Source organism: Agrobacterium sp. Ap1 (assembly GCF_017313375.1).
GTDB lineage: Bacteria > Pseudomonadota > Alphaproteobacteria > Rhizobiales > Rhizobiaceae > Neorhizobium > Neorhizobium cellulosilyticum.
The window spans coordinates 1-15880 of sequence record NZ_JAFLMY010000034.1; the positions used below are offsets into that span (position 1 = coordinate 1).

General features: G+C 56.9%; 10 protein-coding genes and 2 pseudogenes. 8 read left to right on the plus strand and 4 right to left on the minus strand.

Translation table 11 applies throughout. The features are described from left to right. Positions 1 to 277 precede the first annotated feature (277 nt). Positions 278 to 1717 (plus strand): IS1182 family transposase, encoded by a 1440-nt coding sequence (locus JZX87_RS28810; protein WP_206829273.1) that lies wholly within the window; start codon positions 278 to 280, stop codon positions 1715 to 1717. Positions 1718 to 2027: 310 nt separating this feature from the next. Next, positions 2028 to 2291 (plus strand): annotated as a pseudogene (locus JZX87_RS28815) (transposase); the annotation flags it as partial. A gap of 237 nt (positions 2292 to 2528) precedes the next feature. Here the strand turns inward: JZX87_RS28815 and JZX87_RS28820 are convergent. Then, entirely contained in the window at positions 2529 to 3581 is a 1053-nt protein-coding gene (locus JZX87_RS28820) for an IS110 family RNA-guided transposase (protein WP_206829275.1), read from the minus strand. A gap of 64 nt (positions 3582 to 3645) precedes the next feature. Between JZX87_RS28820 and JZX87_RS28825 the strand changes: the two are divergent. From JZX87_RS28825 to JZX87_RS28845, 5 genes and pseudogenes are all read left to right on the plus strand, one after another. Next, positions 3646 to 4485 (plus strand): annotated as a pseudogene (locus JZX87_RS28825) (IS3 family transposase); the annotation flags it as partial. A 913-nt stretch (positions 4486 to 5398) separates the two neighbouring features. Further along, positions 5399 to 8131, plus strand: coding sequence for an ABC transporter transmembrane domain-containing protein (locus tag JZX87_RS28830; RefSeq protein ID WP_206829279.1), 2733 nt, complete (start codon positions 5399 to 5401; stop codon positions 8129 to 8131). Positions 8132 to 8174: 43 nt separating this feature from the next. Beyond that, on the plus strand, positions 8175 to 8630 hold the full coding sequence (locus JZX87_RS28835) for a Crp/Fnr family transcriptional regulator (protein ID WP_148144131.1): 456 nt from the start codon (positions 8175 to 8177) through the stop codon (positions 8628 to 8630). Between the two features lie 213 nt (positions 8631 to 8843). Next, positions 8844 to 9392, plus strand: coding sequence for an ankyrin repeat domain-containing protein (locus tag JZX87_RS28840; protein WP_286195172.1), 549 nt, complete (start codon positions 8844 to 8846; stop codon positions 9390 to 9392). Positions 9393 to 9424: 32 nt separating this feature from the next. Then, positions 9425 to 9922, plus strand: coding sequence for a YHS domain-containing (seleno)protein (locus tag JZX87_RS28845; RefSeq protein ID WP_148144129.1), 498 nt, complete (start codon positions 9425 to 9427; stop codon positions 9920 to 9922). Positions 9923 to 9933: 11 nt separating this feature from the next. On the opposite strand, the gene JZX87_RS28850 is transcribed toward JZX87_RS28845, so the two are convergent. From JZX87_RS28850 to JZX87_RS28860, 3 genes are all read right to left on the minus strand, one after another. Then, positions 9934 to 12156 carry an adenylate/guanylate cyclase domain-containing protein gene (locus JZX87_RS28850; RefSeq protein ID WP_206829281.1) on the minus strand — a complete coding sequence of 741 codons (2223 nt, stop codon included), beginning with the start codon at positions 12154 to 12156 and terminating at the stop codon, positions 9934 to 9936. A 649-nt stretch (positions 12157 to 12805) separates the two neighbouring features. After that, on the minus strand, positions 12806 to 13903 hold the full coding sequence (locus tag JZX87_RS28855; RefSeq protein WP_206829283.1) for a Gfo/Idh/MocA family protein: 1098 nt from the start codon (positions 13901 to 13903) through the stop codon (positions 12806 to 12808). Positions 13904 to 13916: 13 nt separating this feature from the next. Further along, the gene (locus tag JZX87_RS28860; RefSeq protein WP_148144126.1) at positions 13917 to 14621 is read right to left on the minus strand and encodes a GntR family transcriptional regulator; all 705 of its coding nucleotides are present in this window, start codon (positions 14619 to 14621) and stop codon (positions 13917 to 13919) included. Positions 14622 to 14719: 98 nt separating this feature from the next. Here JZX87_RS28860 and JZX87_RS28865 point away from each other — a divergent pair, with 98 nt between their 5' ends. Beyond that, entirely contained in the window at positions 14720 to 15877 is a 1158-nt protein-coding gene (locus tag JZX87_RS28865; protein WP_206829285.1) for an LLM class flavin-dependent oxidoreductase, read from the plus strand. Positions 15878 to 15880: the final 3 nt, after the last annotated feature.

Consider the following 15880-nt stretch of genomic DNA (forward strand, 5'->3'; position numbering starts at 1 on the left):
CGAGGGGGCGACTATTTCTCGGAATTAGGGGGCGACATCATTTCGGAATCAGGGGGCGGGTTGCCTCGGAATTTGCAGCGATGAGATCAGGCATCTACGTGAAACTCCGACCATTGGCCATCCTAATCCAAGCGAAGGTCCTTTTGATAAGCGATACGCCTTTAAGAAATCCTGACGTCACTGTCAGAATTTGAAAAATTGAAAGGTCCGCTTCGGGCCGAGGCTGTGTGAAAACCCGGTCCTGATGTAGAATCATATTCGTCGATCGGAGGTGGCAATGTCAGGCTATATCGAAGGCATCAGTCGTGATCAGGCTACGCTTTTTCCAGATCGCCTTGAGGATTGGATCGACGAAGATCACCCCGTTCGAGTGATCGACGCATTCGTCGATGCCATGGACCTGGTCGGCGCGGGCTTCTGCCGGATGTCACCTGCGCAAACCGGACGGCCCTGTTATCACCCGTCGATGTTGCTGAAGCTTTTCATCTACGGCTACCTGAACCGCATCCCCTCAAGCCGACGGCTTGAACGTGAAGCCGGGCGCAATGTTGAGGCGATGTGGCTGACCGGACGGCTCGTTCCGGATCACAAAACCATAGCCGATTTCCGGAGAGACAATGGTCCGGCAATCCGTAAGGCCTGCGCCAGGTTTGTGGAGTTGTGCCGCCAGGTCGGCGTGTTGAGCGGTGGCAATGTTACGATCGATGGGAGCAAGTTCAAAGCCGTTAATAACAGGGATCGCAACTTCACCTCCGGCAAGATCGAATTGCGGATCAGCCACCTCGAAGCGAGCGCGTCGCGATATTTGGAGGAAATGAGCAGAGCTGATGCCTTGGAGCAATCCGAGGTAACGCTGCGCAAAGTCACCCGGCTGCAGGAGAAGCTCGCTCGTGTTCAACAGGAAGTCCGTCGGTTGGAAGGAATAGCAGAAACGCTGAAGGATGTACCAGACGGCCAGATTTCCCTGACCGATCCAGACGCTCGATCCATGGCGACATATGGCAAAGGCACGGGTCTGGTGGGCTACAACGTGCAGACGGCGGTCGATGTCGAGACGCATCTCATCGTCACGCATGAGGTCACCAATACCGGCAACGATCGATCACAACTGGCTCCCATGGCAAAGGCGGCAATGGACGCACTGAAGGTCGAGACGCTCGATGCCATCGCCGACCGTGGTTATTTCAACGGAGCTGAACTGCTGAGCTGTCATGAGGCTGGGATCACTGCAACAGTCCCGAGACCTGAGACATCGAACAACCGTAAAAAGGGCATGTTCGTAAAGGCTGACTTCGCTTACGACGGCGGCGCCGATACGTATGTTTGCCCTGCCGGGAAGGCACTGGCATACAGATATACCACGGAGGAAAAGGGGTTGATGCTTCGGCGCTACTGGCGCACGGATTGTCCGTCATGCCCCCTCACGGCACGATGCACAACAGGCAAGGAACGGCGGATCACACGCTGGGAGCACGAGCATCTGATCGACGCTATGTATTCCCGAATGGAAGACAATCCGAGCCTCATGCGTACCCGGCGATGCACGGTCGAGCATCCATTCGGAACCATCAAGGCGTGGATGGGCTCAACCCATTTCCAGATGCGCCGACTGAAAAACGTCCGAACGGAGATGGCGCTACACGTGCTGGCCTACAACATCAAACGGATGATCAATATGATTGGCGCAAGAGCGCTCATCAGAGCCATAGCCGCTTGAAATGGAGGCTAAACGCCCTTTTGGCCCCAAAAGCCGCCAAACTAAACCACCGGGACTATCTGCGACGCCTTCCAGCATCCGATAGGCGCAAAATAGAGCCAATTCCGCCAGACCAAGCTCGATTACGAATTGCTACGGGATGCGCTGGTGTTTTCACACAGCCTCGGCCGAAAGCGGCCCCCACCGCCCTGACATCTGACCCCATTTACGCTGTTTCGTAGACGGAATGATCTCTTCCACATTTGGTGACCTGAGACCCTGAACTTCGTCCAGAATTTGGTAGAGTCCGTCACAACCAGGAGACGGACGAATGAAGCGTTCACGGTTCACGGAAGAACAGATCATCGGGATATTGAAGGAGCAGGAGGCGGGCGCGAAGACAGTTGACGTCTGCCGCAAGCACGGCATCTCGGATGCAACCTTCTACAAATATAAGGCGAAGTATGGCGGCATGGACGTGTCGGATGCCCGCAAGCTGAAGGCGCTCGAGGACGAGAACGCCAAGCTGAAGAAGCTGCTCGCCGAGGCCATGCTGGACAATGCGATCCTGAAGGATGTAGCTGCAAAAAATGTATGGTCCGCCTCGTCCGTGCAAGGGTACGCGACATCGTAAATGACGATTCCAGTTGCATAAATGTATCCGGCCTCTCGCGAGTGGGCTGCGGTTGCAGCCAGGCCATGATGAGATCCGCACACGCCGTTCCCAATAAATGGTTCGGGCACGAAGCCCGCTTTTTTGCACAGGACTTACGGCATGTTGATCCACTGTTTCGTCATCACTATTCCCGAGCCTTGCAATCGAGCCACGAGCTCAGGTGAAGGCAGGGTCCCTGCGTTCGTAGAGCGCTCCAGGCTTGGTCAGGACGACCCAGACAATCCGGGCCATTTTGGCGGCAAGTGCAACGACAGCTTTGTTCGGGTGCATTCGGGCTTGGAGGCCATCCAGCCAGTTCCCCAGACGGTCCTTTGTTCGGTCGAGATGCCGAAAGCATGATCGCGCGCCATGTACGAGCAGTTTGCGCACGTAGCGGTTTCCTCGCTTGCTGATGCCGAGAAGCTTTTGCTTTCCGCCGGTCGAGTATTCCCGCGGCACGAGGCCGAGCCACGCCGCCAGATCCCGGGCTTTGTGGAACTGCTTTCCACTGCCAACCGCGGCCAGAAGTGCGGTGGCCCCCAAGGCTCCGATACCGGGAATCGTCATGAGCCGTCGCGCCACGTCCTCTCGGCTGGCTACCGCTTCGATCTCGCGTGTGACGTCGCCTATGCGTTGCTCCAATTGGCGCAGATCGGAAAACAGATCTGCGAGCAGCTTGCGCATCGCCGACGAAAGGTCGTTTGATTGGTCTTCGAGAACCTGGGGTAGGTCGAACTTGAACAGACCCGCGCCTTGGCGCAGTGCGATCCCGTATTCGAGGCAGAAAGCCCGCATCTGATTGATCAGGCGCGTTCTCGTTCCGATCATCTGGTCTCGCACCCGGTGCAAAGCCTGAAGATCGGCTTGCTCTTCGCTCTTGAGTGCAGCAAACCGCATCGTAGGCCGCGTAGCTGCCTCAGCGATCGCCTCCGCATCGATGATGTCGGTTTTGTTCGACTTAACGTAGGGCTTCACGAACTGCGCGGGGATCAAGCGCTCCTTATGTCCAAGCGCCTGTATCTTCCTGGCAATCCACTGAGATCCTGCACACGATTCCATCCCTACGATTGCCGGCGCCGCGCGCTCGAAGAACTGTAGCAGCGTGTCGCGTCGGAAACGAACCTTCTGGACTGGGACGCCATCGCTTCCGAGACCGACAACGTGAAAGATGTTCTTGCCAATATCAATTCCGTAGACAGCCGCTGGGCGCGGCATATTGCGCTGTGGCATTGCAACCTCCTTCGGTTTGGCCGCCTCATGATGCGGCAGGAGGACGAGGCGGACCATCCCATTAATGGTGACGCCCGATGTGAAGCGGGATGCGGTGGCTCACGTCTGTGCGCAGCATGGAGTGAGCCAGCGTCGGGCGTGCGAGGTTCTATCGGTGGATCGGTCGAGCATGCGATATCGCAGCGTGCGGCCTGACGATGCGTCCATCCGCGAGGCCATGAAGAAGGTGGCGTCCGAGCGGCGGCGCTTCGGTTATCGCCGTATCCACGTCATGCTCGACCGGCAGGGGATCGTCATGAACCTGAAGAAGCTTCGGCGTCTCTACCGGGAGGAGAAGTTGACGGTGCGCAAGCGTGGCGGCCGAAAGCGGGCCTTGGGCACGAGACGTCCTCTGGCTCTGCCGTCGCGTCCCAACGAGCGCTGGAGCCTGGACTTCGTCAGCGATGCCTTCACCGACGGTCGCCGCTTTCGGGTTCTGGCCGTCGTCGACGACTTCACCCGCGAATGCCTATGCTTGGTCGCCGATACATCCCTGTCAGGCGCAAGGCTTGCCCGCGAACTGGATAGTCTCATCGCCAGACGCGGAAAGCCGAGGACGATTGTCTCGGACAACGAGACGGAGATGACCAGCATGGCCATCCTCAAATGGTGCCAGGAAACAAAGGTCGAATGGCACTACATCGCCCCCGGCAAGCCGATGCAAAACGGCTTCGTCGAAAGCTTCAACGGCAGCTTCCGTGACGAGTGCCTCAACGAGACCCTGTTCTCGTCGCTTGCTCAAGCCCGCGCCGCCATCACCGCATGGAAGGAGGATTACAACAGGAACAGACCCCACTCGTCGCTGGGCAACATCACCCCAAGCGAGTTCGCAATGAAAATGGCTATAGAAAAACGGGCCGCATGAGGCCAGATTGAAAACCCAATGACTCTCTCGAAAACTGGAGGGAAATTGGGTCTCAGGTCATGACGCCGGTCGTATGTGGCTGCGGCCTATACGGTGGTCATGTGTTAAGCGCCGAATACGTTCACCGAGTAACAGCAACCTCATTCGCTCTTGAACGGATCTGAACCATCGACAATTGAACATGACCGCTAGATGTGTTTTGGGAAATGGCCAGCTTGGGCTTTCTTTTTTAGAGCTTGCCGAGCGGGTCCGTACCCGAGCCGGTATGTCCTTCGATGCTGTGGACCAGAACCAGCCAAGGATGGAAGAGTTCACAGGTCGAGGCCGCCTGCTCTTCTGCGCGCCAGCAGCCTAAGAATGTCCGGCTTCCGGTTCAAATCGCAGCACAGAGGGAGGACATACCGACACCGGACCGACCTAAAACCCAAGCCGACGTTGCCAGCAAGGCCAAGCCCCTATCCGGGAACCCAGGATTTCACCCCCTGCCGCCATCCTCGGGCGTGACTAACGTGCGTCCATCAGTTGTAGTGCGCGGCCCATAGCCAGCACGGTTACACTGCTGGAGCAGCTCGATCATCTGATCCCGGCAGATCGGCCGGCGTAAGAGGCCGATTTGGGAACGCATCATACTCCCCGCACCGATCGAAGATCAGGTATTCCACGAGATCCCGAAACAGCACCTTTGTCGATAGGGCTGCCCAAGCTCAATGACGCAGAGGCATTTGCCGACGCGAGACCCTCGCTGCGATCTGCCGGCAATCACACTCAACGCAATGAAGGCCAGTCCAGGCGCCTGGACACCACTCCAGTTTGCGAGTTTATCTCATGTGACCTATGCTCCGCTTCCCGGTCGGCAGCCTGTATCTATTTGCCCCTCGGTTGTGACCACCATGGTTTCGAACAGGTCGATGCGATGGAAAGGAGCCTGCTCCGCTACATCTGGAGCCATACCCGCAGGCAACAACTTTGGATCCTGCTCGTCGTGGCGGCATCCATGGTACCGTATTTTTTGGCCTTCGACCTGCCGAAGCAGATCATCAATGGCCCAATTCAGGGTATCGGCTTTGAAGCACTGAATGCGCGACAGCCGTTTTTCCGAGTTGTCTACGACCTTCCATTGATCGGGCGTGCGGAAGTTTTCAGCGGCATAGATCTCGATCGCCAGCAGACGCTTATGGCCCTGAGCACAACATTCCTGATTCTGGTGCTGATAAACGGGCTCTTCAAGTTCTACATCAATACATACAAGGGCAGGCTCGGCGAACGGATGCTGCGTCGTATTCGCTTCGCACTCGTGGACAGGGTACTTCGCTTTCCTCCCAAACATTTTAAACGGCTCAAATCCGCCGAAATCGCCAGCATGGTCAAGGACGAGGTGGAACCACTTGGAGGCTTTACAGGGGACGCGTTCGTCCTGCCCGCTTTACTTGGTGGTCAGGCACTGACAACGCTTGGTTTCATCATCGTTCAGAATATGTGGCTTGGTATGCTCACCGCCGGCATCGTAGGGATACAGCTGAGCATCGTACCCCGGATGCGCCGAAGGGTGCGGGAACTCGGGCGCTTGCGCCAGTTGACTGCGCGCGAATTTTCGGGCCGTGTCAGCGAAATCGTCGACGGCATTGGAGCAGTCCACAGCAACGATACTTCCAATCTCGAACGCGCCGACATCGCTTGGCGCCTTGGCCGGATTTTCTCGATCCGCTACGACCTTTATCAGTGGAAGTTTCTGGTAAAGTTTATCAACAATCTCATCGCTCAGGTCACTCCGTTCATCTTCTATGCTTTCGGCGGCTATTTCGTTTTGATCGGAAAACTCGATCTAGGACAGCTCGTCGCCGTCATTGCCGCCTACAAGGATCTTCCAAGCCCATTAAAGGATCTCATCGACTGGGATCAGGCACGCCAGGACGTGCAGATAAAATACGGAACAGTATGCGACCAGTTCAGCGTCGAACCGCTTATCGCGCAATCGGTTCACGCGCCTGCTAGTGGACCGACTTCACGACTGGAGACTTCCATCATCATCAGCAACCTTACACTTGTCGACGATACTGGAGCAAGGCTGCTGGATGGGGTTTCCACCGAGATTAAACCCAGTGAGACTATCGCCCTAGTAGGTGCCGCCGGCAGCGGAGCGGAAGCGTTTGCAGAGGCTCTCGCTCGTCTCGTCTGGCCGGAATTCGGCAGCATCACGATTGGTGATCAAGATCTGCTCGATATGCCGGAGTCGATCACAGGACGACGTATTGCCTACGCTTCAGGCGAGCCGTTTTTGCTGCATGGCAGTGTGATGGACAATCTACTTTATGGACTGAAAAATGCTCCAAGGCCAAGTGCGACGACTCACAACGAGCAGCGGATTGAATCGGAGCGCTATGCCATCGAGGCGCGCATGGCGGGAAATGTCGACTTCTCGCCACACGGGAATTGGATTGACTACCAGGCAGCCGGAGCCGATGGGCTGGACGATCTTCTCCATAAGGTCCTGCCGACACTGGACGACTTGCAGATATCCGATGACATTTTCGGGCTGGGACTGCGCTCCACGATCGATACGAAAGAGCAATCGGCCGTTAGCGAGAGGATCGTCGAACTGCGTGGCTCCCTCCGCAAGCGCCTGGTAGAGACGCAGCTTGACGAAATGCTCATACCGCTCGACTTCGATCGCTACAACATACAGGCGAGCGTCGGAGAAAACCTTTTCTTCGGAACCTGGAGCCGGGGGACCTCATCTGACTTGGACGTGATCACACACCCCTGTTTCCAGCGGGTTTTGAATTCGACCGGCCTCGATCATAGCCTCTATGAAATGGGTTTGGAGATCGCTGAAATCACCGTCGAACTCTTCCGCGACGTGGCACCCCAGCATTCTTTCTTTCGCAGGCTGACATTCATGGCTGCGGAAGAAATTCCGATCTATCAGGCAACGCTGTCGCGATGCCGCGGGCTTCGCTTTGAGCACATCCCTCCTAAAGATCGCGCATCGATTATCGTGCTGAGCCTGGCTTATATCGAACCCATCCACCGCTTCGGCATTCTCACCGAGCCACTGATGGACCAGCTTGTGGCCGCGCGGAAACTCTTTCATACGGACATTCCCGACGACATAGCAAACCTGATTGACCGCCATGATCCCGAGCGCGTTACCGCATCGGCAACGGTACTCGACAATGTGTTGTTCGGCCGCATCGCCTCTCAGGTGGCCGACGCCGATGCCCATATTCAGACCGTTGTGAAGGAGCTGTTTCGCGCGGCGGGTCTTTATGAGAATGTCTTGTCGCTCGGCCTGCAGTTTGATGTTGGCGCTGGAGGAAAACGCCTTTCGCTGGCTCAGCGGCAAAAGCTCAATCTTGCTCGTGCGTTGATGAAACGATCGGACTTCACTATATTCAACAGGCCTTTGTCGGCGCTTGACCAGCGGGTTGACGAAGAGATCACACGGGGCATCGTCAAACGGAGAAACAAGGCGGAGCAAGCCGCCACTATCCTGTGGGGCCTTTCCGATCCGCGTGTGGCGCAAATTTTCGATCGGGTGCTATTTTTTCAGCGTGGATCGTTGATCGGCAATGGGACCTATTTTGAACTAGCGCGGTCAAATGCCGCGTTTCGAGAGTTCCTAGACTTGCCGTCCGACCACCGATGAACATCGAGATGCTATAGAAAAATATCTTGCTGGAGAGACTAAATTGCTTAGCGATGAGGTCCAGACATTGAAGGAAGTGCCTATCTTCGCAAGCATCGAGCCGTCCAAGCTGAAGCTGCTCGCTTTCGCTTGCGATCGCATGACATACCGAAAAGGCCAGGATCTTTTCCGCCAAGGTGACCAAGGCGATGCCGCCTTTGTGCTGCTATCCGGCACGGCAAACGTGATCGTATCATCTGCCTCCGGCGAACTGACCGTCGCGGAAGTTGGCCGCAATGCGGTCGTTGGGGAGATGTCTATTCTGTGTAATATTCCACGCACGGCAACGGTACGTGCTACGTCGAAATTGGAAGCATTACGCATTTCTCAGGATCACTTTCTGGCGTTAACCAGCGAATTTCCCGCTGTCGCTTCGGAGATCATGCGCACGCTTGTAACACGCTTGAGCAAGACAACCGCCGAACTCGTCAAGGCGCGCCTGCCGCCCGCCCCGGACTGACCAACATCTGGTTCAGCGCAAGATGGCGAAGACCGCTTGCCATCTTTTGGAAGCATTGGTTGCTCGAAAACCTGACAACTGCTATATTTCGCCCTCATGATTTACTGAATGCGGCGTGCAGGTGGGAGTGTGCCTGAAGCTCTCCCGGCCAAGGAGGGTTGTGCCGTGATCTTCGATAAATCGATATTTTTACTGGTCAGTATATCGGCCAATATGGCGGCCGCAGGCCAGCTACACGAGGCCGCACGAAATGGGAATCTTGCGCTTCTGACACAGGCTCTCGACGCGGGAGATAATGTATCAGATGCGGATGAGGCCGGAGATTTGCCTCTCATCCTGGCGTCGCTAAGTGGAAATCCCGACGCCGTAGGTTTAATTCTTGCCCGGGGTGCAGATATTGAGGGTCGCAACAAAAGCGGTCTGACTGCGCTGCACGCCGCCGCCTATGCCGGAAACCTCCACATAGTGAAACGTCTTGTTGCTGAAGGGGCTGCCGTTAACGACACCCAAAATTTCTACCACATGTCCCCGCTTCATGCAGCGGCCGAGGAAGGTCATGCCGATGTCGCCGCATTTCTCCTCGCCAACAAGGCGAATATCGAAGCGGCCGAGAGGAATGGCTATACGCCACTTACGCAAGCCGGGTGGCGCGGATATTGGGATGTCGGCGACATGCTACTGAAGGCGGGGGCGACATGCCAGAAGGCTGAACTCGTCGGTGAACCGCTCTACAAGGAGTGCATAAAACGGAAGTCGCCCTGATATGACTTGAGGACGACATCGGGAGGGACATCATGTCCACAGACAGGAAAAAGCGTCATCTTGGGCTGGCTACGCTCGCAATTTGTGCCTCGCTGGCGCAAACCGCAGCTGGCGAAGACTTCGTGAATACGGGCTATTTTGGCAATGTGGCGATTAAGGGATATGATCCGGTTTCCTATTTCGTCGACGGCAAGGCGGTGGAAGGGAACGCCCAATATTCCCATCGCTGGCTGGGAGCGATCTGGTATTTTGCCAGCGCCGAACACCGGGATCTTTTCGTCAAGGAACCCTCCCGCTATGCCCCTCAATACGGTGGATATTGCGCGGATGGCGTGTCGTTCGGGACGGTAACGACTAATGTCGATCCACGCGCCTGGCGCATCATAGATGGCAAACTCTACATCAGTTATGATCCCGGCGCGGCCGATGGCATGGAGACAAACAAGTCAAAGGTGCCGGAATCGCAAAAACACTGGGCCGATGTCCAGCAGACGCTCATATCCGAGAAGATCCAGAAGCAGTGGAAATGACGTTGTTGTAATCAGCGCGCTTTTTCCTCAAGCGAGAAATACTGCAGTGATCGCGGAGTAATATGGACATATGCGAAATTGGCCATCCCCGTATTCACGTTGCGATAAACGGTGCCGCACACTAGGCGATCTAGAAAATAGCCCTCGAACTTCTCGCATAGTCTATCGTCGTTGATTTCGGCAGTGCCGGTAATGCTTGTGTTGGCGCTGCGGTAAGCCGTCTTTCCGTCCGAGCTGAAATACTGGAGGAATTCAGACCCGTTTCGATGCCTGCCAACCCATGTCTGGTTGTCGATCAAAGCCCGCAGGTCCACCCCTGTTATGCGATCTCGGTCATGGCCCTCGAAGCCGAATGGCCAATCCGGAATGCCGGCGGATTTAAGCGCGGTAAGATGATGGTCGAGATCTTCGGTTGGCCAATAGTCATAGAGATAGCGATAATAACTCAGATTGCTTTCCGGAAAGAGCCAAAGCAACCGTGTCGCTTCTTCTCGCGCACGCGTTTTGTCGCCAATGTTTGCGTAGGCTGCCGCAAGATACTCTCGGGCCGGTTCAGTTTTCGGAAGGCTTTTCAACGCTGCCTCGATTAGCGGGATCGCGTCACTTTCCTTGCGCGCGGTATAAAATACTATCCCTGCGAGCAGCTTGAAACCAGGCGCCGGTGAAGGATCGAGCCGGAGCGCCATCTCGATCGTGGAAACAGCCTTCTCAGCCGAGCCTGTATGCGCCTGGATAAGCGCCAGGTTGGCAAGCGCCTCTGCGTCGTTGGGTTGGGCCGCTATCGCGTTGTTGGCTGACGCAAGCGCTTCGCCGCTGTGACCGTCGACCCACTGCAGTAAAGCGAGGACGGTATGCGCCCGGGAATTTCCAGGATCCAATTTCAGTGCCTGTCCCGCCGCGTCATAGGCAATCTTTCGCGCCACCGCGGCCGACCACATGAAGTTGTAGTCGTTACGCCAGACGTCGACTGCTACCCGGGCTATCCCAGCATAGGCGTTTGCAAAGCGGGGATCGAGTTCGATAGCCTTTTGATAGAAAGACAATGTCCGCCGATAGGTATCGACATCGCCATAGATGAATCCCTCATGCTGGGCCCGCATGTAATAGTCGTAGGCCTCCAGACTGTCTGTAGGCATACGGGAAAGCTGTTGCTGCTCCCCTTTGCTCAACTTGACCGAGAGCGCCGATATGATCCGTCCGATCACGTCATCCTGAACGGTGAACAGATCAGCATATTGGCGGTCGTATTTTTCAGCCCAGATCGACAGGCCTGTCATCGCCTCGATCAACTTGGCATTGATCCTCAGGCGTGTTCCGTCGCGCTGCAATGTCCCTTCGAGCACATATCGGACCCCCAGGGCAGACGCCACTTCCTGGATCGTGCCGGATTTTTCACGAGCATCCGAGACAGAATGTTGAGCGACCACGAAGAGTCCGGAAACCTTGGAGAGTTCGGTAATGAGGTCATCTGTCAGACCTTCGGCCAAGTGATCGCGCGTTGTCTCACCGCTCACATTGGCGAAGGGTAACACCGCGACGGATGGTTTGTCCGGCAAAGGATAGGCATATTGTCCCGTCGGCTGCGGGTTAAACAAAGTGGACTGCGCATGCCACCATGTCAGGCTGATCACGGCAATCAGCCCACCGATCACGGTGATTGCAACCGGTACTCGCCTCCGCCATACGAAGCTGACGATTGGAAATCGCCGCAGTGGCGGCGCCTCAGCCAAGACGCGGTATACCCTGATGTGCTCGGAGAGACCCTTGAATTTTCGACTACCCAGTGACTCGTATTCAACATGGATCTTGGATCTGACCTGGTCGTAGGTGGAGCCGGATATCACGATGCCGCCAGGCACCGACAATGCCTCGATTCGGTCGGCGATATTCACGCCTTCGCCGTGCACATCATCGTCCTCGACAAGAATATCCCCGAGATTGATACCAATGCGGAATTGCAGTTGCGCAGATCCAACGGAAGCATCGCGCTGCTCCCTCTTCTGTCTCTGGACATCGATTGCGCACCTAAGAGCGTCAACGACACTATGAAATTCCACGAGCAGTCCGTCACCCAGTGTCTTCACGAACCGGCCATTGTTGGCCTCGATAGTGGGGACCCAAATGTTGTACGTGTCGGATCGAAATTGCGCGCGCGTCCTCTCCTCGTCGATTTCGCTGAGACGGCTATAACCGACGACATCTGCGACCAGGATGGCGGCGAGACGACGTTCCATGCGTCCTCCCAATGTCAGTGAGGTTACAACAAACGGATCGTCGATGCCACCGGCTCGCTGTGCAGCCGCAGATACCCTATCGGTGGCGCCACCATATGCCAGGCCTGGTTGACTACAAAGCAGCGCTGCCAGAACTCTGCGTGCCGGACTGGAATATCACTGAAATCGTCAAAAAAGCTCGGATCACGTGAAAGTCTCGGAAAAGACTTCTTGTGAGACCGTTGGAAAATGGGAGCAGAGTGGAGTGCCGCATTTGGAATGCCGTGACCATTACGCTAAATTGCAGACCACGCCGAACCATTATTCTGGGAGAGCCTTTTGCACGTCGTTCCGCGCTTCAAGCTATTGATGCTAAACCACGCATCATGAGCCTCTCGACCCGAAAGAAGTTTAAGCGGAAAAGTCCATCGTTGGCCGTACGGATGAATAGGATACGCATCCGTATCTGAAACCTAAGCACCATGCTCTTCGCTGCTGGTGGCAGTACAATCCTGAATTTCGGTATCAATGCGAGTTTGTACAAGTGCATATGGGATCATAGTCATCTCCAACTGCGAGCTTTCATCACAACGTCTCCGCTTGGCTTAAGCCCCTGAACAGGGAGGATAATTGCCCCTGTGAGCCGATTTCTAGATATTGAGTGGCAAACCTACGCTCCAGAGCGAAATTCCAAGACCTGCCCCGTCTCCGACGATTGCTGGGCGGCCAGCCCCATAAGTACCGCCCATCGCCCGTCATCGACCGTCACCTCCACCGGCCCATCCCCTCTCACCACGCGCAGAAACCGTTGATGCTGATAGAAGGTCGAACCGTTATGATCGCCGGCATCGAGAAGCGCCCGATCGACAGGAATGTCGATCGCGCGTGGCCCCTGTGGCTCGCGCGGCGACACGATCACCTTGGCGACCGGTGGGCTCCCGAGATGCTGCGGCCAGAAGCGCCCCGGCCCGGGCACCTTGCATTCGATCTTGCCGAGCGGACCGACGGCCGAAATTTCCTCTTGGTAACGCGCGCCTTCAGCAAACATGCAAAGCTCCAGCATGGCGCGGGCACCGGAGGCAAAATCGACGATGGCGTATCCATGGTCCCATATATCCGGCTGTAGCCCATCATAACGCTCATCGGCATGGTTCACCGCCTGGCCGCCGGATGCCATGATGCGCACCGGATCGGATTTCAGGATCAGCCGCATCAGATCGAAAAAATGGCAGCATTTTTCCACCATCGTGCCGCCGGTGCGGCTGTTGAAGCGGTTCCAGTCGCCCACCTTTGTCAGGAAGGGAAACCGATGTTCGCGGATGGTCAGCATGCGGATGCCACCCGTCGCGGCTTCAGCCTCCGCAATCAACCGCGCCACCGGCGGCATGTAACGATATTCCATCGCCACCCAGATCGGCGCCGGATAGTTTTGGCGCAGGGTCTCGATGCGGGCCGTGTCGTCGAGGCTGGTGAACAAAGGCTTTTCCACCAGAACCGGCAGCGACCGGATCGCGGCGATCTCCTCCAGCTGAGCGAGATGAAAATGATTGGGGCTGGCGATCAGCAGGCAATCGACCGCCTCAATGGCCAGAAGCTCCGCCACCGAACCGACCAAACGCGCATTCGGAGAAAGCTCGGCCGCGCGCGCCCTCATTCCCGCATCAGGCTCGAAAATCGCCACCACCTCCGCATCCGGCAGCAAAGCCAGATTGCGCAAATGCTCCCGCCCCATCATGCCGCAGCCGATCACACCGTAACGCACTGCCATTTCTCCTCCGTCCCTATTTCAGCCGCGACACATAACGGGCGACCGAATGGTCGATCCATGTGCGCGAAACCTCCGCCCGTTTTCCATCCTGCGCTTCACTGATGCGAAACACCTGCACCGCCGGCTCTCCCGCCCGGCGGCCAAAATTTTCCGGCGCCCAATTCGGCACCGTATCGAGACCGATCCTATCCTCCGCCCGCGCGATCCACAGACCGAGCCGCGTGCGGTAATAGAGGTAAAGCGATTCAGACAGGTCTGCCGGCGCGATCACGTCGACATAACCGCCATCCAGCCAGATCTCCTCCAGCCCCGCCACCTTGCCGGACAGTTTGCGGATGCGCCGGATGCGGTGCGCCTCTTTCGACGAACCGAAATCCGGCAGGTCGGCCGGTTTGGGCAAACGCCGCACATCCAAAATGTCCGCTGTCGGCAGGCCTCCGCCTTCCAGCAGCTCCAGCCGGAACATCGCATAGACGCTCTGCGGATCGCTGACGGCGCGCACGTAATTGCCAGAACCCTGCACCCGCTCCAGCATGCCGCGAGATTGCAGCTCCGACAGAGCCTTGCGCAATGTGCCGGTGGCGACACCCAGCCGTTCCGACATCTCCCGTTCCGGCGGCAGTTTTTCGCCGTCGATCAGACGGCCAGCCGCGATGTCACGGATCAGAAGCTCGGTGATCTGCAGGTAGATCGGCAGGCTGCCGGATGTCTGCTGCATGCCCACTCCCATCACGCGCCGCCAAATTGATACACTATTGATTTACATCAATCGCGATGTTACGCAACAGTCAATCGATCTCGGGGAGGAGAATTCCGATGACCGTTGTACCCGTCCGATCCGCCGATCTCGATGCCTCGGAAATCTCGTGGTTTTCCTCGCTTTGTTCCGATGATTACGCCTTTCTCGGCGTGCCGGATGGCGCTTTGCGCTCCAGCTTCGAACACTGTTCCGCTATCGTGAAAAAGGCAGAGGCGCTGGGTTTTCGCAACATTCTCTGCCCCTCCTCCTATCAGGTCGGGCAGGATACGCTGAGCTTTGTCGCCGCCTGCGCGCCGATCACGCAGAACATCAACATGCTGGCGGCGATCCGTTGCGGTGAAATGCAGCCGATCATGCTGGCCCGCACCGTGGCCACGCTCGACCATATGCTGAAGGGCCGGCTCACCCTCAACGTTATCAGTTCGGATTTTCCGGGCGAAGTCGCCGACAGCGCCTATCGTTACCGTCGCAGCCATGAGGTCGTTGAGATCCTGCGACAGGCCTGGACGCGTGACACGATCGACCACGACGGCGAAATCTACCAATTCAAGAACGTTTCCACCGATCCCGCTCGTCCCTACCAGCAGAATGGTGGGCCGCTTCTCTATTTCGGCGGTTATTCACCCGATGCGCTGGAGCTTTGCGGGGCGCAATGCGACGTTTACCTGATGTGGCCGGAACCCAAGGAACAGCTGGCGGAACGCATGCGCGCCGTGCATGCCCGCGCAGAGGTGCATGGGCGGGTGCTGGATTACGGCCTGCGGGTGCACATGATCGTGCGGGATACCGAACAGGAGGCGCGCGAATATGCCGAACATATCGTCTCGAAACTCGATGACGAATACGGCAAACTGATCCGCGAACGCGCGCATGACAGCATCTCGCTCGGCGTATCGCATCAGGCGCGGGCGCGGGAACTGGCCGACCAGTTCGGTTATGTCGAGCGACATTTGTGGACCGGCATCGGCCGCGCCCGTTCCGGCTGCGGTGCCGCCATTGTTGGCTCCACCGATCAGGTGCTGTCGGAAATCGAGGCCTATCGAAAGATGGGCATCCGCGCCTTCATCTTTTCCGGTTATCCGCATCTGGACGAGGCCGAACATTTTGGCACAAAAATTTTGCCACAGCTGAAAACCTGCTCACTGCCGCATGAATATGGCCGCGTGCCAAAAGACACACCCGCCACACCGCTTGGCACCGGCGAGCGTCGATAGGAT